The following is a 23060-nucleotide window of genomic DNA, read 5'->3' on the forward strand; positions in this document are numbered from 1 at the left end:
GGTCAAATCCTCACGAAAGAGGCCGGGCCATGGCGCTCTGCGCGGCTTCGCCCTTGGAAACGCCCTGGTCGGTGTCACGATGCAACGCCATGTTCATACGTGTTTTCACCCGCTGGGCAGGAGGATTGCTGGCCTTGGCGGCACCGGCGTTGCTGGCGTTGCCGCCTGAGATCACGATCACGGCGCCCGCGCGTTTGGAAATTCTCAACGCGGGCAAACCGTCCGGCTCCGTCGGTCTCAAGGCCGGCGAGAAACTTGCGGTGATGGACGTCGCCGAACCGCACGTGCTGGTGCGTTACCGGGCGCTCACGGGCCGCGTGCTGCTGGCGCAGACTGATTTTCCGCGCGACCAACTGCCGTCGGCGAAGGCGACGCCTGCTGCGCCGCCCGCTCCCGCGCCCGTCGTTGACGCGGTGCCGGTGCCGGCCGCGACTGCGGCCGCCGAACCGCCGCCGAACGAGTCGACGCCCCCGACGGCGTTCGAACGCAAGATCGGCGGGCCGCTGGTGGCGATGCAGGCCGGCGCGCTCACGCCGCTGCGGCCGGGCCGGCTGTCGGGCGTGAAGTTTTTCGGCGTCTACTTTTCCGCCAGCTGGTGCGGCCCGTGCCGGTCGTTTACGCCGGAGCTGGTCGACGCCTACACGAAGATTCGGGCGCTGTATCCGGAATTCGAGATCGTGCTGGTGAACCGTGACCGGTCGCCGGCGGAGATGTTCGCCTATATGCGCGACGATCGGATGCCGTGGCCCGCGCTGGCGTGGAACGCGATCCGCGGCTCGGCCATCAACCGTTACGGCGGCGATGGCATTCCCTGCCTCGTGCTCGTGGACGAGAACGGCAAGGTGCTCTCGGATAGTTACCGCCGCGGCAATTACGTGGGGCCTGACGCGGTCCTCGAGGACACGTGGAAAATCCTCCGCGAATACCGCCGCAACCATCCGCGACCGAAAGCCTGAGGATTGCTAGGACCGCGACCGCCCCCGGTCGCTGGTTCGAATGCGACCGGGGGCGGTCGCGGTCCCACAATCACAATCCCCACTCCACCTCACGGAATCCGCAACGTGAGTCCGGAGACGAGACTGCGTTCATCGGGCAGGATGTCGCGGTTGGCGGCGAGAATCTCCGGCCAGCGCGCCGACGTGCCGTAGTAACGCAGGGAAATTCCTGTGAGGGTGTCGCCCGTGGCAATCGTGTGCGTGCGCGGCGCGCGGCTGGCGGGCGCGGTCGGGCGCGTGGGCTGGCTTGCACTTGGGCGGGCGGCCACCGCCGGCGCGAGTGGACGCTCGGGTTCCACGCGAGCTGGTTCAACCCGGGCCGGCTCCACGCGGGCCGGCTCGGGGCGCACCGGTTCCGGCGCGCGAGCGGGAGGAATCGCACGGGTCACGGATTCCGCTGCCGCGGGCGGGATCGGGGCTGGCGCCGGCTCGGCGGCAACCACCGTGCGCGCCGACAACTCCGCCACGCGGGCCCGCAGTTCGTCGCGTTCCCGGGAAATCAACGAGTACGAGCGCAGCGCGGTGGCCAGCTTGCCCTCGGCGTCGGCGCGCGCGGCCGTCACGCGCGCCAGTTCCTCCTTGCTCGCGGTGGCATCGGCGGCCGGCAGTGACGCCGTGATGCTGGAATTCACGGCCGCAGTTTTTTCCGCTTCGAGCTGACGAACGCGGTTCTCGAGTTCGCGGGCCGTGGTGGCTTGCGCACGGAGCGCGGTCAGTTCCTGCGTGACAGTCGCGAGTTGCTGGCGCGCATCCCCGGCCTCGCGGCGCGCGGCGTCGAGTTCGGCCGGTGCGACCTTGGGCTGGGCGGAAGCGGTGGCCAGCGCCGCGCGCAACCCGGCCGCTTCCTGGCCGCGATCGGCGGCGGCCTTTTCGGCGGCGTCGAGTTTGGTGCGGGCCTCGGTCACCTCGGACTGCAACGCGGCCACTTTCTGATCCGTGCTCGAGGCCGCCTGCCGCTGGCTGGCGTCCATCGTCTGCCGCAACGTCGCCAGCTCCCGGCTGGCCGCGGCGACTTTTTCGTTGGCCGCCGCGAGTGCCGTTTCGGTCGTGGCTTTGGCGGCGGCGTGGCGTTCCGCGAGGGTCTTGGCGGCGACGAGTTCGCGTTCGAGCGTGGCGAGATCGGCGAGCAGGGCGGCCAGTTTCGCCTCGGTTTGGGCGGCGGCCCCGGCTTGGGTTGCCGCACTCTGGGCGCTCGCGGTGGCAGCGGTGAGCGCGGATTTCGTTTGGGTGAGTTCGCGCGTGGCGGCGGTGAGTTTTTCCTCCAACGCCGCCAGCTGGCGGCCGTGTTGCGTGGCCTCGGCGCCGGCCTTCGTGGTCGCGGCCGCGACGGCTTGACGGGCCGCTTCGGCGTCGGCGCGGGCCTGGGCCAGTTCGCGCGTGAGGGCGTCGGTCCGCGTTGAAAGTTCGTTGGCGCGTGCCGTCTGCTTCTTGACGTCGTCGGTGGCGACGGTCACGGCCCGTTCGGCCACCGCGGTGCGGGTCGAAAGTTCGCGTTCGAGGGCGGCCCGGGCGGTCGTCTGATCGGCGAGCTGGCGTTTGGCGTCGGCCAGCGTCGCCTGCGTGGCGGCGTGGGCGGTGCGCTCGCGTTCGAGGGTGGCGGCGTCGGCGCCCGGCGGGACGGAGGCCGGGGCGCTGGCAAGGGGCGCAACGCGTGCGGCGGCGAGCTGGGCCTTGACCCGATCAAGTTCGATGCGGGTGGCGGCGGCTTCGGCGCGACGCGTGGCGAGTTCGGTCGATTGCCGGGCCAGATTGGCCTGCGACTCGCGCAACTGGGCCTCCGCGGCGCTGAGTTTGTCCTGCAGCTGCCGGTCCGCGGTCGGCGTTGCGTCTCCGGTCGGAATTACGATGACCGGAGCCGGACTGGTCGATCGTGCGGCGGGAGCGGCGATGACCGGCGTGGATCCACCGCCCACGACCGGCACGCGGGCAGTCGTCGGGGCGCGCAGGTTCGGGTAGGCGGCCCGGAGCGCTTCGAGCCGTCGGCGGACCTGCGTCAACGCGGCCGGTTGCAGGTTGTCGACGACGTTCTCGAGGGCGCCGCCGTCGACGCCGCGTTCGGCGGCAAGGGTGAGCCAGGCAAAGGCCTCGATCAGATCACGCGGGGTCTGCCGGCCCTGGGCGTAGGCCACGCCGAGATCGTATTGCGCGTTCGCGTCGCCTTGTTCGGCCTTGATGCGAAGCGTGGTCAGCGTCGAGCCCGCACTCGGATCGGCGGCCGGAGTGGCGGGGGCGGTCGCGGCGCTCGCAGCGGGAAACGAAACCGGGGCCAGGGCGGCCGTGATGAAGGCGATGCGGGCGAGATTCATGCGGCGAGGTGAAGCGAGAATAGGACGCGCCATCGGGGATACAACTCGCGAAGTGGCGAGGGGCGCGTCGCTTCGACCACGCACGGGCCCGGAATGTTTCGCGCATTCGTCAATCCATTCCGCCGCGCCTGCTGCGGGCTTGCGGCGTGCGGGAGCGCGCCTTCCACTGCGCGCACGCTCGCGCCATGGTTTACCCCCTTCTTCCTTTCGTCCGATTGCGCCGCTGTCGCGGGCGTGGCTTCGTTTGGTTCGCCTGTATCATCGGAAGCGCGACGGCCGTCATGGCGGCCGAGACGGCTGGACGCACGAATGCGCAGGCCAATCCCGACGTGACGTTCCACGTCGCGCCGAAACCGCTGCCGGCGGGCGCGGTGACGACCGACTGGCCGTCGTTCCTCGGACCGACGCACAACATGGTCTCGGCGGAGACGAAACTGCTCCGCGAGTTTCCCGCGGCCGGGTTGCGTCCCGTCTGGGAAATGAAGAAAGGCGAGGGCTTCGCCGCGCCGGCGATTCTCGGCGATCGCCTCGTGCTGTTTCACCGCGTCGGGGACGAAGAGGTGGTCGACTGCCTGCAGGCGGGCGACGGCCGGCGGTTCTGGCGTGTCGCGTATCCGACTTCGTATCACGATCGCTACGGCTACAATCACGGGCCGCGGTGCAGTCCGGTGATCGGCGGCGGGCGGGTCTACACGTACGGCGCGGAGGGCAAGCTGCACTGCCTCGATTTGGAGACCGGCCGCGTGATCTGGAAACGCGATCTGCTCGCGGAGTTTGAGGGCCGGCAGAACTTCTTCGGCGTCGGGGCGACCCCGTTGATCGAAGGCACGACCCTGATCATGAACGTGGGCGCGCGGAAAGGCCCGTGCGTCGCGGCGTTTGATCTGGCGACGGGCAAACTGGTGTGGGGCGCGGGCGACACCTGGGGCCCGAGCTACGCGTCGCCGATCCCGGCCACCGTGCACGGCCAGCGCCGCGTCTTTGTCTTCGCGGGCGGCGAAAGCGATCCAGCCACGGGCGGACTCCTTTGTCTCGATCCGGCCAACGGCAAGGTGGATTTCACGTTTCCCTGGCGCGGCACGCGCGTCGAGTCGGTCAACGCCGCCTCACCGGTCGTGCTCGGCGATCGCGTCTTCGTGGCGGAATGCTACGGCTCGGGTGGGGCGCTCGTGCAGGTGTCGGCCGACTTCACGGCGAAACCGCTCTGGCAGAATCCGAGCTTCGGCATGCACTTCATGACGGCGATTCCGCTGGGTGATCATCTCTACGGCGTCGACGGCCACGGTCCGCGGGACGCCGAAATGGTCTGCGTCGAACTGGCGACCGGGAAGGAAGTGTGGCGCGCGCAGCCGCAGTGGCAGGAGACGGTGCCGGCGCGGACGGGCACGCGCGACATGACGATGGGAACCTTTCGTTCGTCGCTGCTGCAGGTCGACGGCCGCACACTGTGCCTGGGCGAATTCGGCCATCTGTTGTGGGTCGAACTCACGCCGGCCGGCTACAAGGAGATCGCGCGCACGTGGCTGTTTCCGGCGAGCGAGACCTGGACGCCGCCCGTGCTCAGCCGCGGCCTGCTCTACGTGAACCAGAACACCCGCGGCATGTTTCGCGGCGAGCCGGCGCGGTTGATGTGTTACGATCTGCGCGCGGGGGAGTGAGCGGGCCGGCGGAGTTGAAAGGTGAAGGTTGAAAGTTGAAAGACCCGAGCCGGCCGGGTCCTCTTTCAACTTTCACCTTTCAACCTTCAACTTTTCAGAGCCCACCTCAGAACCGAAGCGTGCCCATCACCCCGACGGTGAACGGCGCGGCGGGGACGCCGGCGGCGAGGCCGGCGACGCGCTTCTCGTAGTGGAAGTCGTCCTTGAGGTTCCGGCCAAAGAAGTGAAGGCCGCCGCGGGCACTCTCGTAGCCGATGCGGGCGTTGAGGCTCGTGTACGAGGGTTCCCGATACAGTGCGGAGTTCTCCTCGTCGAAGTGGGTCTCACCGACGGCGATCACCTCGACGCGGCCGAAGAAGCCCGTCGCGTGCTTGTATTGCGCGGCGACGCTGGCGTTGAACGCGGGCACGAACGGAGGTGTGTTGCCCTTGAAGTCCGGACCCGCGGCCCCGGCGCGGAAGCGGCGGAACTCGAGCTGCGTGGTGCCGAGCGAGGCCGACAGGTCGAGGCCGTCGAGCGGACGTGCGTGCACTTCAATCTCGGCGCCAAGCGATCGCGCGGCCGGCGCGTTGAAGACCGCGTAGTCGGTCGAGAACGGCAGCGAGCGTTCCACCTGGTAGTCCCAGATGTAATAGTAGAACACGGCCGCGTTCACCGTGAGTTTCTTGTCGGCCGACGTGGCCTTCACGCCGACTTCGTTCGTCCAGACGTGCTCGCTGTCGAACTTTGCCGAGGTCGGCGGATCGATGAACGCGGAATAGCCGCCTGCCTTGAAGCCGGAGCCCGTCAGGCCGTACACGAGCAGCGTATCCGAAATCCGGTAGTCGACAGTGAGATTCGTTCCGAGGTTGAAGAAGTCCTGGCCCTTCGACAGCGGGAGCGTCGGGGGCGAGAAGAGCGCGGACTTGGTCCGCTCGAGGCTCTTGTGCGTGTGGTCGAGGCGGAGGCCGACGGTCACGCCGAGCTTGTCGCTGACGGCGTAGGTCGCGTTGCCGAAGGCGGCGACGTTGTCGGCCTTCTGCGTGTGCACCGTGCGCTGCGTTTCGAAGAAGCCGGGGAACGGGACGTAGAAATTGCGCGTGTTGTCGCCGTGGGCCTTCGTGCTCGAGAGATACAGGCCGCCGAGCCACTTCCAGGGCTTGCTGCCGAACGGTGACTGCAGGCGCAGTTCCTCGCTCCACTGCTCCTGGTCCTGCTTGATGAGGGCGAAGTTGCCGCTGCCGGGCGCCGGGAAACGCGTCAGATCGAGGTCGAAGTTCAACGGGTCGAGCGTCCAATCGCGGCGCGTCGTGATCGACGTGACGGTGAACGTCGGCGTGGTGTGCACGATGCGCACCGACTGGCTGTTGTTGTCGGTCTCAAGCCGGCCCGGGACGTTCGAGTCCACGCTGTACTCGCGTGCGCTCAACGACTGCGTCCGCGGGGCGCCGTCGCTCGATGCACTGGCGGTCGCCTCAAAGCTGATGGTCCACGCCTCGGACGGCGTCCAGCGGGTGAAGAAGCGGCCGTTCCAGCCCTGGCGTTGGTCGGGCGCGTTGCCGAGAAACGAATTCGAGAGCAGGCCGTCGCGGACGGAATAAGCGCCCGAGAGGCCGTAGTAGAGCTGGCCCTTGATGAGCGGACCCATCACGCCGGCGCGGGTGGTTTCCTCACCGAACTTGGCGTAGGAGTGGGAGACCTCGCCGCTCGTGGCATTGGTCGGCTTGCGCGTCGTGATGTTGATCACGCCGGCCTCGCTGTTCTTGCCGAAGAGCGTGCCCTGCGCGCCGCGCAGGATCTCGATCGACTCCACCTCATAAAGTTCAGGCACGAACGAGAACACATCGCCGAAGGGGGCGTCGTCCACGTAGACGACGACCGACGAATCGCTGAAGAACGCGGAGTTCGCGAGGCCGCGGATGGCAAGGTTGTCGCCGAACGAGCGGCCGCCGCTCGTGCTCAGCGAAAGATTGGGCGTGTAGTGCGAGAGATCCTGAAGCGAATCGAGGCCGGAAAGCCGGATTTGCTCGTCGCCGATCGCCGTGCCGGAAATCGCGGTGCGCTGCAGATCGGTGAGCACGCTGCCCTTTCGTTCCTGGACGACCACCTGCTCCAGCCGGGCCACGCCCTTGTCGGTGACGGGAGCGGGCGCGGCGGAGGCGGTGAGTGCGCCGGTGAGCGCAAGCGCAGCCAGGGCTATATGGTGCGAGGTGGTGAGCGGAGGCTTCATGGTGGTCAAAGGTTCAAAGTCGACCGCTCGACGCCCGGGCGCAAGGTTAGTTGCGGCCCAGATTTCGCGGGCGATCCGGCGGCTCGGCGACGGCCTACTCGTTGCGTAACGCACGCATCAACGACCCGCGCAACGCCCACCGTCCTGCCAGCCAAATCCAGCCGGCGCCGCTTGCCATCAATACCAGCAGCGTGATCGCGAGCGATTGATACGGCACCTGCTCAAGCGAGAAACGCAGCGCGGGCAGCACTGCGACCACCGCGGCGCCCACGCCGCAGGCGAGCCCGAGCAGCAGGAGGCCGCCGTGCTCGACGAGGATCAGCCGGTGCAACTGCTCACGCGTGAAACCCACCGCGCGCAGCAACGCGAGTTCGCTGCGCCGCTCCATCGCATTGCGCAACACCACCACGCCCAGGCCGACGCTCCCGAGGAGCAGGCCGAGTCCGCCGAGGGCCTGGAAGATCGTGAGGTAGGTGTTCTCGACCTGCTGGAAGAGCGCGAGCCGTTCCGCGGCGACGCGCAGCTCAAGCCCGTAATCGCGGAGCGCGCGGTTCAGCGTTTCGGACAGCTCCGCTGCCTTGGTTGCAGGCACATCGATGAGTTGGACGCGATGGCCGCTCTCCGACGGAAAACGCGTCACGAAGTGTTTCTCCGCGACGATCAGGCTGCCCTGCAGGATGGAGTTCGCAATCATGCCGACGACGCGCAGTTGAAACGTCTTCCCGCGTTCATCGGTGTACGCGAGCGTGTCGCCCACCTTCTTGCCCAGCGCCCAGCGCACCGTGGCCTCGTCGCCGATCGCCGGGATCGCGCCGTCGGCCGGCGTGGCGTCGAGCAGCCGCCAGGGATTCTCCTGCTTCGATGCCACCGCCGAACTGAGAAACGTGAACGCGCCGCGCTCGGCGAATTCGCGCGGATCGACGCCCAGCAACCGCGGCGCCTGCGCGCGGTTGAGATTGAGGCAGCTGGCGTCGTCGCCCTCTCGGAGCCGCAGCGGCACGACGCGCACGGCGTTGAATCCGGTCGACGGCAGGCCGAGGTTCTCGCGCCCCGCCGGTGTATTCAGGTCGTGGTGCAACGGCAGCGACGTTTCGCCGAAGAGTGCAAAGCCGCCGGTGCCGGACGACCGTTGCTCCGCGCCGGCGCTGGTGTCGTGGCGATTCGCCCCCACCGCAATGACCAGAAAGCTCCCGCACGCCAGCAGGCCGATCGTTGTCAGGCTGCGACCGCGTCGACGCGCGGCGTTCTGGATCGCAAGGCCGGTGGCGCTGCGCCCGCCGATCAGGCCGCGTTCGCCGACGGCGGCGATCAGGGACCAGGCGAGGCCGAGTCCCGCAATCAACAGGCAGGCGCCCGCGCCGAAGAACGCGCCCGACGCGTGCTCGCTGCGAAAACCCTGCACGAGAAACCCCGCCGCGAGCAGCAACGCTCCCGCCGTGACGACGGTTGCCTTCAGCGTACTAGAAAACGCCCTACGCCGCGGCGCGTCGTCCGCGTTGGCTGCGGGCGCAGTGAAGGTCGCGTCGGATCCACCGGCAAGCAGCACCCGCGCCGGGACGCGGGCGGCCTTGCGCATGACGAGCCAGATGACGCCCCACGCGATCAGCGCGCTCGTGCCGGCGCCGATGGCCAGCGTCGCGGGTTCGGCGTGAAACCACACTTCGGCGCCGCCGATCGCGCCGCGCCACCGCGAGGTCAGCGCCCACAGCACGACCTGCGTGTAGCCAATGCCGGCGACGGTGCCGACCGCGCCACCGATGACGGCCAGCGCGAGGCCTTCGAGGAGAAACAGCCGCCGGACCTTGCCGGGCAGCCAGCCCACGGCGAGCAGCGTGCCGATCTCTTTGCTCCGCTGTTGCAGGCTGAACGCGAAGAGCAGGCCCATCAGCAGCAGCGCCGCGACGATGAGGAAGAAGCTGAGCCCGATGAAGAGGCCGCCGAAGTCCTGCGACTCGCGCGCGGCTTTCAATGCGAGCGTGCGGACGGGTTGCGCGATCAGCCCGACCTGCGCGGGATCGATCGCGCCGCGAATCGTCTCGGCGAGTCCGGCGCGATCCGGCGTCGGTTCATCGTAGAACCAGCGCAGCGCCGTCCGGTGGCCGAAGCGGTTGCTCCATAGCCGGTCGCCCGTGGCCAGCGATACAAACGCCTTCGGCGTGCCGTGGTGCTTTTCCCAGTACGCCTCGTCCTCGGGCCGGATGCGGTCGAGCTTGATCGTCGTGCCCGGATCCCAGTCGCGGCAGTTTTCCTTGTCGGAGAGGCCGGGGATCTTGGGCGTCAGTGTGCGATCGGCGGCGTCCACGGCGATGATGGCGCGGACGCGAAACGCAGCGGACTTCTCCTCGAGTTCGCGGCCGGGACCGACGACGTAGTACTTCAGCGCGATCGTGTCGCCGACCTTGGCCTTCAGATCGTCGGCCAGCCACGCGTTGATGATGATCTCGTCGTCGCGCAGCGGCTCGGCGGGTTGCGCCGGAGCGGCGGAGGCGGCCGGCGATCGGAGCAGAAACTCGGCGGCGCGATCCATGGCGGTGACAAACGAGTACGGCGTTGCGCGTTCGCCGAGGCGGAGTTCGTTCACGAAGTAGGTCAGGAGCTGCTGCGCCGGCGCGGCGCGCGTGCCGATCGCCTCGACGACGGGCGTATCCAAAAACACCCGGTCCGTCCGCAACTCGACGACCTTCTGGCCGGGACGCGGCGTGAGCGTGGTCGTCACCGCCGCGAGATCGAGATCGGCGTCGGGCAGCGTCCACGTCCGGCGAATGGCGGCGTTGACCTGGGCGGCGTCGAGGGAGCCGGCGGCGTTCTGTCCGAACAGCAGGACGTTGGCGCCGCCGACCTTCTCAATGGACTTCTGCAGCCAGGGCCGCGCGACGACGAGCGTGGCGGGCACGGCCTGGTTGGCCTCAAGGCTGAAACGATCCATTGCGGCCGCGCCGGTCTTCAGGGCGACGCGCAGCGCCGTGGAGGTTTCATTGCCGGAGGAGAGCGGGGCGTCGCGCGGGAGCCAGGTCGGCTTCTCGAGCCGGATGACGCCGTTGGCGGGCGTGGGCTGGCCGGCGGTGTCGAGGGTGAGCGGCAGACGGCGGGCGAACTCTGTATTCGCCCAAGCCGTACCGTCGGTCAGCGCGGGCGCGGCGGTCGGCGGTGATCCGGCCGGGGCGCTGAGCGCCTGGAAACGTTCGTCCGCGCCGATGAGATTGAGATGGTTGACGCGATTCCGTCCGTCGGCGGTGGCAAACAAACCTGCCATCGCCACGACGGGCGCGACGGGCGCCTGCAGCGCGGCGGCCAGGTCGTCGGCGAGCCGATCGCGGAAGAAGCGGTCGTGAGTGTTGACGGCGAAGTGCACGCCGCCGAGTCGCTGCAGCGCCTGGCGCGTGAGGCTGTACCGCACCGAGTCGCCGACGGCCAGCGCGCCCACGAGAATGGCGGTGGCGAGCGTGGCACCGAGCAGCACGCCGGCGTGGCTGCGCCAGTGGAACCGCAGGCTGCGGAGAATGAAGTTACCGACGGTCATGGGCCGCGGTCACGGGTTGCAGCTGGCCGTCGATCAGCTCGTAGGCGCGGCTCATGCGGGCGGCGAGTTCGCGCCAGTGCGTGACGAGGACGAGCCCGACCTTTTCCTCGCGGTTCAGTTCGACGAGCAAGTTGGCGAGTTCCTCCGCATTGCGGTGATCGAGCGCGCCGGTGGGTTCGTCGGCGAGAATGAGCTTCGGCCGGTTGATCAGGGCGCGCACGACGGCGACGCGCTGGCACTCGCCGCCGGAGAGCTGGCCGGGGCGGTGTTGCAGCCGGGCGGCGAGACCGACGCGTTGCAACAGCTGGCGTGCGCGCGCCTCGAGTTCAGCGGCCGGAGCCTGGGGCCGGCCGGCGAGCGTGGGCACGAGGACGTTCTCGAGCAGGTTCAACTGCGGCAGCAGATGGTGCGACTGAAAGATGAAACCCACCGTGTGATTGCGCAGCTCGGCGAGTTCGCGATCGCTGCACGTCGACACGTCGCGCCCGTTGAGCAGCACCTGACCGGAGGTCGGCGTATCGAGCGCGCCGATGATGTTCAGGAGCGTGCTCTTGCCGGAGCCGGAAGGGCCGACGATCGCCATCGATTCACCGTCGGCCAGTTGGAAGCTCAGGTGATGCAAGACCACGACCGGCGCCTGGCCGGGGAAGCGGCCGTAGTCTTTGGTGACGTCTTTGAATTCGAGCAGCATCGTTTCGGGGTGGTGAAGTGTGCGACGGTAACGCCATCAGGCAAACCGGCGGGCCCACGAAATCCACGAAATACGCCAAAGAGGAGATTTCGATAGGCCGCAGGGCCAGGCCGGGGATCGCCCGCGAATCACGCGAATGGACGCGGATGTAGCCGGAAACATCAATTCCACCCGCTTTCCGCCAGCTTCAATCCCGGGCAGGTGCCGATGATTCCTTCGTCTTATTCGCGTATATCCGTGTGATTCGCGGGCAACCTTCAGGACTTCCTGGCTTCGGTGCCGCCGATCACGATCCACCGTTTCGCTTTCATCTCGAACTTGGGCAATGCCCCGACGGCGACGCAGCGGACCGGGATACGGAGCGCGAAGGCGGTTTCCAGCGCGGTTTCGATCTTCGCGGCGAGACCGGCCGTGTCGCCACACTCCGGAGACGGTTCAACGAGGAGACGGACCTCGGTCATCGCGCGATCCTGGTGCACCTCGACGCGGTACTCGGTGACGGCGGCGAAGCCGCGCACCACTTTTTCGACGCTGCTCGGATAAAGATTCACGCCCCGCACGACAATCATGTCATCGGCGCGACCCAGGATCCCGCCCTCGAACGCGAGCTGCCGGCCGACGAAGATTTTCTTCACCCGGTCGCCGGTGCGATAACGCACCAGCGGCGAGCCGAAGCGGCCCAGCGCGGTCAGCACGAGCTCGCCGGGTTCACCGGCCGCGACTTCCTCGCCGGATTTTGGATCGATGACCTCGGCGATGTAGGCATCCTCCATGGGCACGAGCGCGCCGGGGCGAACGGGCGACTCGTAGGTCACCGGTCCGATTTCGGTCATACCGTGGTGATCGAGAACCTGGGCGCCGTTCCAGAGTTGGGAAATGCGTTCGCGGACGGCCGGAATGCCGCCGCCGGCTTCACCTGCGACGATGAGTTTTCCGATCTTCAATTCGCGCAGGGAGATTCCCTCCTCCCGGGCTGCTTCGCCGAGTCGCAGGGCGTAGGTGGGCGTGCAGCACAGTACCGTTGCGCCGGAGTCGATCATCACGCGCAGGCGGGCCGCGCTGCTCAGGCCGCCGCCCGGGATGCACAGGCACCCGACCCGCTGGGCGGCTTCGTAGGCCAGCCAGAAGCCGATGAACGGCCCGAAGGAAAACGCGAAGAAGACCCGGTCGCCCCGCGCGCCACTGATCCCGGCCGCGCGGTAAACCTGCGTCCAGTTGTCGACCATCCAGCTCCAGTCCTCCGCGGTGTCGAGCCAGCGCAGGGGGGCGCCGGTCGTACCGCTGGTCTGGTGAAAGCGCACATAACGCTTTAACGGATACGTGTGCAGCGTCCCGAAGGGCGGATGCGCGGCCTGGTTGGCGACCAGTTCGGCCTTGGTGGTGAAGGGCAGCCGGCGGAGAAATTCCTCGAGCGACGGCCGGCCCCGGCGCGTCAGATCGACGCCTGCGAATTTCCGGGCGTAGAACCGATGGCGCGGGAGAATCGTGCGGAGCAGGGCATGGAGCTGGCGCAGTTGCGCGGCTTCGAGCTTCGCGCGACGCGGCCCGTTCATCGGCTGTGACCGGGAGCGGGCGGGGTGGCGTGCGCGGACTTCTTCACCGCCGGCGCGGCGTCGGGTTTGAATTTCGTCACCAAGGCGCCGCCGACCGCGGCTAGCGCGATGCCCAGCCAGAACGGCCATTTGACGGCCGCCATGCCGCCTTCCGGCGGGTGCTTCACCATCGAGACGAGCGCGTTCACGATCGGGGCGCCGGCGAAGATGATGGACATGACCACGGGGATGTACGCGGTTTTTGGATTCGGTGCCGCGCCGAAGGCGAGCAGCACGCCGAACGCGCCAATCGCGCCGGCGGTGCCGGCGACGAGCGACCACCACAGGCCGCTCGACGGGTAGTTCCAGAAGTCGAGGCGGCCGCCGTTGACCTTGAGCACGATCATCGGGGCGATGACGGCGACCAGCACGTAGGCGATGCCGACGTAGAGGAAGGCCATGTAGCGGCCGTTCACCTTGTCGGCCATCTCGGTCTGGCCGGTGTGGAGGAGGATGCCGTAGATCCCCCAGCACACGACGGTCAACAGGGCATAAAGGAGCCAGGCGATGCTGGGCGAGGGAGTGTCAGTGGGAGACATGGTTTATTTTTTCGCGGGAAATTTTTCGGGCGGCGCGACCTCGATGTTGTCGGCCATGATGGCAGGCAGCGGTCCGGACTTCATCGTGCGCGTCGCCGGATCGAAGTCGACGCACACCACCGTGATGGCGCCACGGGCGACTTCGTTGCCGGCCTTGCGGAAGATGAAGTCGTACGTGAGCGCCTTCGTTTTCTTTTCACGGACCAGCAGGTGAATCTCGACCTCGTCCTCGCACCGCAGCGGCGCGCGGAAATCACACGAGGCGTGCACGCGCGGCAGTCCCTTGAAGCCGCCCTCGCGGGCCAGGGTCACGGAAAATCCCAACGAGCGATAGAAGGCGTGTTCGGCCGACTCCATGAAGCGGAAGAAATTCGAGAAATGCATGATCCCGGCCATGTCGGTCTCACAGAACTCGACGCGGCGGATCAGCTTGAATTCATGGATCATGGCGGGAGAGAGAACGATTCAATCAGAGGTGGCCCACGGAACACACGGAATACACGGAAACCAGCCTCTTTTTCCGTGTATTCCGTGTGTTCCGTGGGCCGCCCCGGTTTTGCTCGCACGCCAACCGCGGAGCTGCGCCCAAAGGTGAGAGCTTCACGGCGCGGGCAACGCTCCGGCTGCGCGGGAATCGGCGCGCGCGATCACGGTTTCGAGGTGGCCCTCAATGGTGCGGGCCATGCGGTCGACGCTGAATTTCTCAAGCACGGCAGCGCGGCCTTTTTTCCCCATGGCCTGCGCGCCCGCGGGATCGAGCAGCACCTGCTCCAACGCTTCGGCGAGTGCGAGCGTGCTGTCGGGTGCGCACAGGACGCCGCCGCCGCTCGCCTCGATCAATTCGGGAAACGGTCCGTGCCGCGGCTGCACGAGCGGCAGTCCGCTGGCCATTGCCTCGAGCAGATACATGCCGAACGCCTCGCCGTACGTCGCCGGCACCGAGAACACCGACAGCCCGCGGAGAAACACCTGCTTCTGCGGGCGATCGAGTTCCGGGAGAAACTCGGCGTCGTCGACGAAGCCGGCCTTCTTCAACTTGTGCTCGAGTTTGTGGATGAAGGCCATCGACGACGGCGCGAGCGTGCCGGCGGCGCGCAGCTTGAGGCCTTTCACGCGGTCGCGCTGCTTGAGCCAGATGAAGGCGTCGACGAGCGCCTCAAGTCCCTTGATCTGACTCATGAACGCGAGGTAGCCGAGCACCGGCGGCTGCGGCGGGGCGGGCGCCGGTTCGTAGCCGTCGGGCCGCAGACCGTTGTAAACCACGACGACGCGGTCGGGCGAAATGTTCAGCCGCTTCCGCATCTTCTCGCCGAAGTAGTGGCTGACGGCGATGAACAGATCGACGTCGGCCGCGCGCTTCGCCATCTCCGCCCACGCCTGCGCGCTGTACGGCGCCACGAGGTCGTCGAGGAAGTAGTCCTCGCCTTGCAACGCGCAGACGACCGGCACGCCGAGCTCGCTCTTGAGGCGGCGCGCCATGCCGGACAGCAGGGCGTTGGAAAGGCAGATGACATCGGGCCGCGGCTGCGACTTCAGCCATTCGAGCAGGCGCTCGAGCTCCTTGAGCTGCTTGCCTTCCTCGCCGCGGAGCATCGAGAGCGTGATCACGCCGAGATCGTGCGGGCGCGTCATGCCGGCGGCCTTGGCCGACAGCCGGAGCAGCGGCTTGGTGTCCCAGAGCTTGTCCAGCCAACGCGGCGTGTTGCGGAAGAGCGCGGACTTCTGCTGGAGGAAAACGTTGATGCCGCCGAAGAAGATCGGCTCGGTCGCGAGCCCGCGCGGTTCGTCGGTCACGATCGGCAGGTACAGTGGCACGAGCATCACATCGTGGCCCATCGCGCGCAGCGTCGTGACGAGTGCGTGATCACGCTGGCACGCTCCGCAGTAGAAGTTACCCGTGCCGGGCGTGATTTGGATGATGCGCATGCGGCCGGAGGGTTACGTGGGTCCCGGCGATGAAACCGTTGTCCCGGCCGGCGGCAAGATCTCCACGATATCCGCGATGACGTTTCCGGCCGGAGCGCAGAGGGCGTTGCAGCGACCGTAGAGCGTGGTCGGCGTGGCGATCCGCAGCGCGTTCGCGATCGTGGCGTCGGGCTCCACCCGGAAAAACGCCTTGGGCCGGCTGACGTACGCGATGGCGCACGTCCGGAGGATCGCGCCAAAGGGCCGCTTCGCCGCCAGCACGAGCGACCGCGCCGCCGGCGGCAGGGCGTCGAGGTGCAGGTGGGTCGCGCCGAATTCCACCGCCCGGCCCGATTCCTCCAACTCGAGCACGACCACGCGCTGATAGATGGGTTCGCGGTGCTGCGTGCCGAGCACGCGCAGCTGCAATGTTCCGCGGTGAAACGTTTCCAGCGTCGACGTCATATCCCGTTCGTGCACGAGCAGACTTCGATAGGGCTCGGGCATCGTCTCGCCGGCGAGAATGTGCACCGCGGGCGGAGCGACGCCGGCGGCTTCATACCAGCGCAGCAGCGGCGCCAGGGCGAGCGAGAGGGCGGAGCGTTGAGGGCTGCGAGTTGAAAATGGAGAGGCGGCTTCCGAAACAGCGCTCGACGCCGACGTGCGGGGTTTCATTGGGCCGGTGCCGGGAACGGCGCGATTCAGGAAACCGCCCGCGAATCACGCCCATAGGCGCGAATTTCAAAGGTGGAATCAGGTTCACTCCGGACCCGCGGGTGCACCTCGTCCGGCGCACGGTCCTGGCCATTGCTTTTGATTCGCATGAATTCGAGTGATTCGCGGTCGTCGCGCTCGGGCTTTTGCGGTTCAACGCGTCTCACGCGTAGCGCGCATGCTGGTGCTGCGGCAGGAAGAAACGGTGGAGCAGGCTGTCGACCTGAAGCAGCGCATCGCGCGTCAGGCGCAGGGTGTCACCCTCGAATGACGCGAAGCCTTCCTGCACCAGATAATGGAGCGGCGCGGCGAAGCGGACGCGGATATCGGTGCCGAACTTCTGCTGGAAGTATGCGGCGCTGAGATGACCGAGTTTCAGCTGCAGGACGAATTCGCGAATCAGGCGCTCCTCCGCGTCGGTGGTGTAGGCGCGGTAAATCGGGAGCGAACCGGCGGCGACCTTCGCGAGGTAAGTGGCGAAGTCGTGCTCGTTTTGAAAGTGCGTGCCGCCGACGTGCGAGAACGACGCGACGCCCAGCCCGATCAAGTCCGCGCCGGCCCAGAGGCGATCGCGGTAGTGAAATTTGGTCTTCTTCGGATCCTTCACCGCGGTGTACGCGCTGCCGAGCGTGTAGCCCGCGCGCTCGAGTTCGCTGAAAGCGTATTTCACCCAGCGGCGTTTCGTTTCCCAGTCGGCCACCGGCGCCACGAGTTTTCCCTCGGCCTTCATCTGCTTGTAGATCCCCGTATTGTACGGGACCTCCATTTGATAAATCGTCACGCTGTCCGGCGAAAGCTCGAGGGTTCGGGCCACGCAGCGCAGCCAGTTTTCTTCGGTCTCCTCGACCATGCCCGCGATGAGATCGATGTTGATCTGGGGAAACCCAATCGCCCGCGCCCACTCGTACGCGCGGACAATCTCCTTCGACTTGTGCGCGCGGCCGTTGATTTCGAGGATGTGGTCGTCGAAATTCTCCACGCCGAGGCTGAGGCGCGTGACGCCCGTGGCGCGGATCGCCTGCAGCTTCTGTTCGGTGACCGTGCCCGGCTCGCATTCAAACGCGATTTCCTCCGCGGCGTCCCACGGCAGCAGCGCCTTCATTCGATCGGTGAGATCGGTGAACTGTTTCGCCGAGAGATACGACGGCGTGCCGCCGCCGAAGTACACGAAGCTCGGCTTGCGGCCGCCGAGGAATGGCTTCGCGACGTAGGCGGTGAGTTCGGCGATCGCGGAATCAACGTACCGCGCCACCTGCTCGGCGTTCACGTCGGTCAGGACCTTGAAATAACAAAAATGACAGCGCTTCCGGCAAAACGGAATGTGCAGGTAAACGCCGAGGTCGGTGCCGGGCGCGGGCGGCCGCTCCAGCGCCGCAAGCGCTTCGGGCGCGCGATCAGGCGACCAGAAGGAGAACGGCGGATAGTTTGAAACGAAATAATTCCCCGCCGTGGTTTCGTGTTTCTTGGTTTCCGTGTCGCTCATGATTTTTTGCCGAAGGCGTAAACCGATCCATCATCCGAACCAATAATGACCATGCCGTCGGCCACGGCCGGCGACGAGGCGAGGGACTTGCCGATTTCGTACGACCAGAGCTCCTTGCCGGTCGCGAGGCTCACGACGTAGAGGCGGCCGTCATCCGAGCCGACGACGATTTTGTCGCCGCAGATCACCGGCGAGCTGTCGACCTTCGCCTTCGTGGCGAACTCCCAGCGCTTCACGCCGGTGTCGCGGTCGAGGCAGTACAGTCGCTTGTCGCGCCCGCCGATGACCACGACTTTATCCGTGACCGCCGGGGACGAGAAGAAGGGGAATTCCCGTTCCTTGAAGCGCCACAGGACCTTGCTCGCGACGAAGTCGATCGCGAGGACTTCATCGCCGTAGTGGCCGAAGTAAGCGCAGTTGCCCGCGATTGCGACCGAACCGGCGATGTACGCGCCGGCATCGGTGTCGCCCATCGCTTTGCCCTCGGCATCGACGGAGTGCAGGATCGCATCGCAGCCGCCGAAGATGATCCGGCCCTGCGCGACGGCCGGCGCGCCATTGATGTAGTTGGACGTTTCATACGTCCACAGCAACTTGCCCGTCGCCGGCTCGAAGCAGTATAGCTTGCCGTCATAGCTGCCGACGACGATGCGCACGGCCTTGTCCGGCCCGAGCAGCCAGTTCGCGCCGCCCAGGATCTTGTCGCCCGTCTGGTACTTCCAGCGCAACGCCCCGGTCTTCGCGTCGAGCGCGTAGAAGAACGTGTCCGAGGATCCGATGTAGACCGTGCCGTCGACGATGCAGGGCGTGGCCTCGATGATGTCCTCGGTCTTGAAGCTCCAGACTTGTTTCCCGGTCGCGAGCTCGAGCGCGTAGACGTTGCCGTCCGCCGATCCGATGAACACGCGGCCGTCGGCGATCGCGGCCGACGACTTGGCCGGCCCGCCGGTGGCAAAGCTCCACCGCAACGTCAGATCGTCGGGCAGCGTGGTGGCTGCGACGCCGCGCAAGGACGGCTCGCCGCGAAACATCGGCCACGCTGACGTGCCGGGCGACGGAGCGGCGGCGAACGACGCGCAGCCGAACGCCAGGGCGAGGAGAAACCAGCGGGAAATCATGGCGGTGGGAACCAGTGGTAATACCGATCGCTCCATGCTTTTGGACTTCTGGATCGATCGTGGCTACGAGCGCCAGCGAGTGGCCGTTCGGCCACTCGCTGGCGCTCGTAGCCACGGCTAAAGTCCAAAGGCAAAGATCAATTGGTTTAAGGTGGCACAGAGTGCGGGGGCGCGCCAGTGGATTTATACCTACACGTAGTATCCGCTGCGTCGGTTCGGTTGACGGTGGTTTGGTTGCATGTCCCGCCCCTCTTTACTTCGCGTCCGTGCGCGTGATTCGCGGGCGATCCCCGGCGCGGTTAGTACGCCGCTTCGTAGAGGCGGATGAAATCCGCCGCGACGACGTCGCGCGGGTTGAAGCGCGCCGTCCACTCCTGCACCGCCGCCTCGGCGAGCGACGGCAGGGCGTCGGCCGGGATGCCGGCTTCGCGCAACGTGCGGGGCAGGCCGGCGATGCGCAGGACCTCGTCGAGACGCGCGCAAATCACGTCCGCGCCGCCCGGCTCGATCTCGGCATAGTGGGCCGCGACGGCGGCGTCCTGCGCGTTGAATCGGACGATGTGTGGCAGCATCAGGCCGACGGCGCGGCCGTGCACGAGATTGAAGCGGGCGGTCAGCGGATTCGCCGCGCTGTGGGCGGCGCCAAGCATGCTATTTTCGATCGCGGCTCCCGCGTAGGCGGCGCTCAACTGCATCGCGGCCCGCGCGTCCAGATCCTCAGGCTGTTGCAGGACGACGGGAAGGTGTTCGATGCCGAGCCGGTAGGCCTCGCGGGACAGCCGGGCGGAAAGCGGAGTGCGTTTCTTGGTCACCGCGGTTTCGACCGCATGCGCCAGCGCATCGATGCCGGTGGCGGCGGCCACGGTGCGCGGCTGGGTCAGCGTGAGCACCGGATCAAGGATCGCGACGCGGGCGGCCGCCTTCGGATCGCCGCAGGCCATTTTGCGGTGCGACGTCTCGTGGGCGATCAGCGCGTAGGCCTGGCATTCGCTGCCGGTGCCGGCTGTCGTGGGAATGGCGATGAGCGGCAGCATCGGCTTCGTGGCCTTGCCGTAACCCCAGTAGTCCTCCATCCGGCCGCCGTTCGTGAGCAGGAAATTGCAGCCCTTGGCGACATCCATGCTGCTGCCGCCGCCGAGACCGATGAGAAGATCGACGCCGCCCTTGCGCGCGACTTCGACGCAGCGTTCCACGGCCTGCGTGGTCGGATTTTCCGCAACGTCGGCGTAGGTCGTCACGAGCAGGCCTTCCTTTTCCAGAATCGCCCGGACCCGGGCGGCGTGGCCGGCGCGCACGACGCCGGCGTCGGTGACGAGCAGGACATTCATGGCGCGGAGATCTCGCGCGAGGCGGCCGACCTGAGTGATGCTGTCGCGGCCAAACACCACGCGGGTGGAGATGGCGCCGTCGAAGCTCAAGGTGGGCTGGTCCAGCTTCATCACTCAGTAATCATGGTGTTTACGTGGAACGTCGAACCTGACGCGAAACGCGGGAAAACGATGCAGTGAAAATAACACCCGCTCGACACAGCCGGTGGCGTGCCGTCGGGAGGTGACGCCCGGTTTTCGCCCCGGGCGGGCCGGTCCTCACGTCGCGCGTTGAATCGCGCGGCGCTGGTACAGGAACTCGAACAGGTTGCCCTCGTGCGGCTGGTCCCACGAAATCTTCATCGTGGAGATCGGACCGAGATTCAGGCGGTTCACGTCGTGCGATCCCATCAGCTGTTCGATCCAGGCGGCGTCCTTCGTGATTGCGGTCACGACGAGCGACGGCCCGATCTGCTCAAGCATCTTCGCCTGCGGCACCTCGACCACGCTGGCGTAGGGGAAGAGATATTCCTTGTTCGCCAGCGGGTGGGCGAAGGAGTCGCAGCGCACGATCGTCGGGCGCAGGTAAATGCAGCCGTCGGCGGTCACGAAGCGGGAGCCTTCCCGATACTTGGCCGTGACGTCTTCGGCGCCGGGGGTCTTCAGCCCGTCATCGATGCCAGCATTCGTAAACTCGGCCATCTTGGGATTCGCGAAGCCGGAGAGCGCCGCGGTCTCGTCCGAAACGCCCTTTGGCGCGATGGGCGCGAGCCGCTTGGCCAGCGCGTCGGCGATTTCCGCGGCGTGCGCCGGGACCACGATGGTCGAGGCGTTGAGGCAGCTGCGACCGCTGTTGGCGGAGATCGATTCGACCATCAGATCGACGAACTCGGGCCAGCGTTCGATTTGATCCTCGCCGATGAGAATCTTGGAGTAACCCGGGCCGTGCACCTGTACCGCGGGATTGTTTGCATACTGCTGGGTCGTCGTCTTGTCGCCGAAGATCAGCGCGCGACCGGAGAGTTTGAGAATCTCGGCCGCGCCTTCGTGATCGGTGGGATAGAAACCGAACGCCTCGGCGGGGACGCCTGCGGCGATGAAGCACTGGATCAAACGATAGGGCGTCCACGGCTCCTCGCGTCCGGGCTTGAGCACGACCGGCGTCTTGAGCGCGATGCTCGGCAGCCACAGCGAGTTCACCGCGGGGGAATTGCTCGGCATGACGAGCCCGAGCGATTGCGTCGCGGCGAAGTAGCTGACCGGGCAGCCCGCCTGTTCGCCGACGCCCGTGTCGATCACCGAAAGATCAAGGCCGCGGGTAAGTCCGCAGAGCATCTTCTCCATCGCGCTCATCGCGGCGTGGATGCGGGTCATGTTGCGGCGAATCAGCACGTGCGGCAGGCCGCTCGTCGAGGAAAGCGTCGCGATGTAATCCTGCGGGGACTGCTGGTGACCCTGATCCCCGAGCGGCACCGTGCCGTGCAGGAACAGCTCGCCGGCCTTCGTCGTCATCGCGATCAACTCCGCGCAGGTGAACTTCTTCAGCGCGGCCTTGGCCTGGCCGATTTTGGCCATATCCTTGCGGATGATGCCGGCGTTGACCTGGCTGACGCGGGCGACCGGGGCACCCGTGCGGCAATCGCGCGTCTCGACTTGGTCGAGGCTCGCGTAGGCACGGCCCAGGCGCAGGGCGGGAAGGTGGGGGAGGGAAGTCATGGGAGAGCTGAAGTCGGAGCCGGGACGAATGAAGTCAGGACGGGAAGTTGAGAGCTGAGAGCTTAGGGTTGAGAGAGAACTCCGAGGGAACAGGCCGGACGTGAGGACAGCTGTTTCCCATGGGTTTCACTCTCAACACTCATCTCTCAACTCTCAACTCCGCCTGACAGAATTAATACACCCCTTCGACGATCGTCTTCTCCAGCGCGCCGAACGGACGCACTTCGGCGACGCCGTCCCACGGGTAACGGGCGCACGGGGCGCGGCGGATCGCTTCGTCGCGCTCGAGGAAGCGCGGCATGAAGAATTCCTTCGTCAAGGTCGTCAGCTCCACGCGGCCCCACGCACCGTGCGCCACGGTCGTGCCGGTGTTCTTTGGATCCACCACGCGCAGCGCGGCGCGGGGCTGAGGCGAGTAATAGGAGATCGAGTAGTTGTCCTCGGCTTTGAGCGGGATGCTGGCGGCGAGACCCATCAGGGTGTTGCCGTAGGTCGGATAGAAACCGATTTTGTGCTCGAGCACTTCCTCGACGAGGAAACGCACCTGCTGCGGGGGCATCGAGGTGCCGCCGCAGAACACGCCGCGGATCCCGGCTTCGTAGAGGCCGACCTTTTCGCCCAGCGCCTCAAGCAGCTTCGGGGTGGTGAAGAGGCCGGTGACCTTGCGGTTCTTCAGGATCGTGACGGCCTGATCGACGACGTGATCCATGTAGGCCCGCGCGACTTCAAACTGCTTGTTCGCGATGACCTTTTTCACCCAACGCGGATCGAGATCGATGAAGTAACACGAGCTGCCGCGGAAGTTGGCGAGATGCTCGATGGCGAGACGCAGCCGGCGCGGGCCGGTCGGGCCGACCATCAGCCAGGCGCCGCCGCGCGGGAAGTGTTCATCGGAAATCTTGCCGGAGAACTCCTCGTAGTCGGTCTTGTAGTCGTCCCAGCCGATGCGCTGCTTCGGCATGCCCGTCGTGCCGCCGGTCTCGAAGATGTTGAACGGCCGGCCCTGGTATTTCTTCGGCACCCAGACTTCCGGCTGCATGTCGCGCAGCGACTCGTCCTGGAAATGCGGGAAGCGCATCAGGTCGGCGAAGCTCTTGACCTCGGTCGCCGGATTCCAGCCGGCCTTGCTGGCCCAGTTGAGCCAGAACGGACAGCCCGTCTCGGGCGAGAAATGCCACGCGACGATCTCGCGCACGTGGGCGTCAAGTTGGTCAGCGGCGGCTTTGACGGCGGAAGGGGAGGCGGGATCGGCACTCATGGGAAAGGGGGGAGGAAGTTGAGAGTTGAGGGCTGAGGGTTGAGAGAAA

16 protein-coding genes are annotated in these 23060 nt (G+C 66.8%); 2 read left to right on the plus strand and 14 right to left on the minus strand.

All coding sequences use genetic code 11. The annotated features are described in order from the left end of the window. Positions 1 to 89: 89 nt before the first annotated feature. Positions 90 to 956, plus strand: coding sequence for a thioredoxin-like domain-containing protein (locus ACLJEU_RS01075; RefSeq protein ID WP_414663518.1), 867 nt, complete (start codon positions 90 to 92; stop codon positions 954 to 956). An 89-nt stretch (positions 957 to 1045) separates the two neighbouring features. Here the strand turns inward: ACLJEU_RS01075 and ACLJEU_RS01080 are convergent, their stop codons facing one another. Next, positions 1046 to 3301 carry a LysM peptidoglycan-binding domain-containing protein gene (locus ACLJEU_RS01080; RefSeq protein ID WP_414663517.1) on the minus strand — a complete coding sequence of 752 codons (2256 nt, stop codon included), beginning with the start codon at positions 3299 to 3301 and terminating at the stop codon, positions 1046 to 1048. Between the two features lie 185 nt (positions 3302 to 3486). Between ACLJEU_RS01080 and ACLJEU_RS01085 the strand changes: the two genes are divergently transcribed. Continuing rightward, positions 3487 to 4959 (plus strand): PQQ-binding-like beta-propeller repeat protein, encoded by a 1473-nt coding sequence (locus ACLJEU_RS01085; protein WP_414663516.1) that lies wholly within the window; start codon positions 3487 to 3489, stop codon positions 4957 to 4959. A 106-nt stretch (positions 4960 to 5065) separates the two neighbouring features. Here ACLJEU_RS01085 and ACLJEU_RS01090 read toward each other — a convergent pair whose 3' ends face one another. The 13 genes from ACLJEU_RS01090 to ACLJEU_RS01150 all read right to left on the minus strand — a co-directional run bounded on the left by ACLJEU_RS01090 (position 5066) and on the right by ACLJEU_RS01150 (position 23011). Continuing rightward, on the minus strand, positions 5066 to 7168 hold the full coding sequence (locus ACLJEU_RS01090) for a TonB-dependent receptor (protein ID WP_414663515.1): 2103 nt from the start codon (positions 7166 to 7168) through the stop codon (positions 5066 to 5068). A 94-nt stretch (positions 7169 to 7262) separates the two neighbouring features. Beyond that, complete coding sequence (locus ACLJEU_RS01095) at positions 7263 to 10688, minus strand: FtsX-like permease family protein (protein ID WP_414663514.1); 3426 nt, start codon at positions 10686 to 10688, stop codon at positions 7263 to 7265. Then, a complete protein-coding gene (locus tag ACLJEU_RS01100) occupies positions 10675 to 11379 on the minus strand; it encodes an ABC transporter ATP-binding protein (protein ID WP_414663513.1) in 705 nt (234 codons plus the stop codon). The genes ACLJEU_RS01095 and ACLJEU_RS01100 overlap by 14 nt, the downstream gene beginning before the upstream one ends. A gap of 257 nt (positions 11380 to 11636) precedes the next feature. Continuing rightward, positions 11637 to 12932, minus strand: a complete 1296-nt coding sequence (locus ACLJEU_RS01105) for a phenylacetate--CoA ligase family protein (protein ID WP_414663512.1) — start codon at positions 12930 to 12932, stop codon at positions 11637 to 11639. Continuing rightward, a complete protein-coding gene (locus ACLJEU_RS01110; RefSeq protein ID WP_414663511.1) occupies positions 12929 to 13510 on the minus strand; it encodes a hypothetical protein in 582 nt (193 codons plus the stop codon). Before ACLJEU_RS01110 ends, ACLJEU_RS01105 begins: the two co-directional genes overlap by 4 nt. A 3-nt stretch (positions 13511 to 13513) precedes the next feature. Further along, a complete protein-coding gene (locus ACLJEU_RS01115; RefSeq protein ID WP_414663510.1) occupies positions 13514 to 13957 on the minus strand; it encodes an acyl-CoA thioesterase in 444 nt (147 codons plus the stop codon). A gap of 153 nt (positions 13958 to 14110) precedes the next feature. Next, positions 14111 to 15436, minus strand: coding sequence for a glycosyltransferase family 4 protein (locus ACLJEU_RS01120; protein ID WP_414663509.1), 1326 nt, complete (start codon positions 15434 to 15436; stop codon positions 14111 to 14113). A gap of 12 nt (positions 15437 to 15448) precedes the next feature. Beyond that, positions 15449 to 16090: a hypothetical protein gene (locus tag ACLJEU_RS01125; RefSeq protein WP_414663508.1), complete on the minus strand. Its 642-nt coding sequence runs from the start codon at positions 16088 to 16090 to the stop codon at positions 15449 to 15451. A 202-nt stretch (positions 16091 to 16292) separates the two neighbouring features. Then, positions 16293 to 17612, minus strand: coding sequence for a coproporphyrinogen-III oxidase family protein (locus ACLJEU_RS01130; RefSeq protein WP_414663507.1), 1320 nt, complete (start codon positions 17610 to 17612; stop codon positions 16293 to 16295). Beyond that, entirely contained in the window at positions 17609 to 18730 is a 1122-nt protein-coding gene (locus ACLJEU_RS01135; protein ID WP_414663506.1) for an outer membrane protein assembly factor BamB family protein, read from the minus strand. The genes ACLJEU_RS01130 and ACLJEU_RS01135 overlap by 4 nt, the downstream gene beginning before the upstream one ends. Positions 18731 to 19029: 299 nt before the next feature. Continuing rightward, positions 19030 to 20169, minus strand: coding sequence for an iron-containing alcohol dehydrogenase (locus ACLJEU_RS01140; RefSeq protein WP_414663505.1), 1140 nt, complete (start codon positions 20167 to 20169; stop codon positions 19030 to 19032). A 147-nt stretch (positions 20170 to 20316) separates the two neighbouring features. Then, positions 20317 to 21753, minus strand: coding sequence for an aldehyde dehydrogenase family protein (locus tag ACLJEU_RS01145; RefSeq protein ID WP_414663504.1), 1437 nt, complete (start codon positions 21751 to 21753; stop codon positions 20317 to 20319). A 172-nt stretch (positions 21754 to 21925) separates the two neighbouring features. Further along, the gene (locus tag ACLJEU_RS01150) at positions 21926 to 23011 is read right to left on the minus strand and encodes a phenylacetate--CoA ligase family protein (RefSeq protein ID WP_414663503.1); all 1086 of its coding nucleotides are present in this window, start codon (positions 23009 to 23011) and stop codon (positions 21926 to 21928) included. Between the last annotated feature and the right edge of the window lie 49 nt (positions 23012 to 23060).

This window comes from Terrisphaera buseokensis (assembly GCF_047521145.2).
GTDB lineage: Bacteria > Verrucomicrobiota > Verrucomicrobiia > Opitutales > Opitutaceae > ER46.

What these genes read in the sequence shown, in the direction of transcription:
- ACLJEU_RS01075 (WP_414663518.1), top strand. Translation starts at nt 90, where the DNA reads ATGTTCATACGTGTTTTCACCCGCTGGGCAGGAGGATTGCTGGCCTTG.
- ACLJEU_RS01080 (WP_414663517.1), bottom strand. Translation starts at nt 3,301, where the DNA reads ATGAATCTCGCCCGCATCGCCTTCATCACGGCCGCCCTGGCCCCGGTT.
- ACLJEU_RS01085 (WP_414663516.1), top strand. Translation starts at nt 3,487, where the DNA reads ATGGTTTACCCCCTTCTTCCTTTCGTCCGATTGCGCCGCTGTCGCGGG.
- ACLJEU_RS01090 (WP_414663515.1), bottom strand. Translation starts at nt 7,168, where the DNA reads ATGAAGCCTCCGCTCACCACCTCGCACCATATAGCCCTGGCTGCGCTT.
- ACLJEU_RS01095 (WP_414663514.1), bottom strand. Translation starts at nt 10,688, where the DNA reads ATGACCGTCGGTAACTTCATTCTCCGCAGCCTGCGGTTCCACTGGCGC.
- ACLJEU_RS01100 (WP_414663513.1), bottom strand. Translation starts at nt 11,379, where the DNA reads ATGCTGCTCGAATTCAAAGACGTCACCAAAGACTACGGCCGCTTCCCC.
- ACLJEU_RS01105 (WP_414663512.1), bottom strand. Translation starts at nt 12,932, where the DNA reads ATGAACGGGCCGCGTCGCGCGAAGCTCGAAGCCGCGCAACTGCGCCAG.
- ACLJEU_RS01110 (WP_414663511.1), bottom strand. Translation starts at nt 13,510, where the DNA reads ATGTCTCCCACTGACACTCCCTCGCCCAGCATCGCCTGGCTCCTTTAT.
- ACLJEU_RS01115 (WP_414663510.1), bottom strand. Translation starts at nt 13,957, where the DNA reads ATGATCCATGAATTCAAGCTGATCCGCCGCGTCGAGTTCTGTGAGACC.
- ACLJEU_RS01120 (WP_414663509.1), bottom strand. Translation starts at nt 15,436, where the DNA reads ATGCGCATCATCCAAATCACGCCCGGCACGGGTAACTTCTACTGCGGA.
- ACLJEU_RS01125 (WP_414663508.1), bottom strand. Translation starts at nt 16,090, where the DNA reads ATGAAACCCCGCACGTCGGCGTCGAGCGCTGTTTCGGAAGCCGCCTCT.
- ACLJEU_RS01130 (WP_414663507.1), bottom strand. Translation starts at nt 17,612, where the DNA reads ATGAGCGACACGGAAACCAAGAAACACGAAACCACGGCGGGGAATTAT.
- ACLJEU_RS01135 (WP_414663506.1), bottom strand. Translation starts at nt 18,730, where the DNA reads ATGATTTCCCGCTGGTTTCTCCTCGCCCTGGCGTTCGGCTGCGCGTCG.
- ACLJEU_RS01140 (WP_414663505.1), bottom strand. Translation starts at nt 20,169, where the DNA reads ATGAAGCTGGACCAGCCCACCTTGAGCTTCGACGGCGCCATCTCCACC.
- ACLJEU_RS01145 (WP_414663504.1), bottom strand. Translation starts at nt 21,753, where the DNA reads ATGACTTCCCTCCCCCACCTTCCCGCCCTGCGCCTGGGCCGTGCCTAC.
- ACLJEU_RS01150 (WP_414663503.1), bottom strand. Translation starts at nt 23,011, where the DNA reads ATGAGTGCCGATCCCGCCTCCCCTTCCGCCGTCAAAGCCGCCGCTGAC.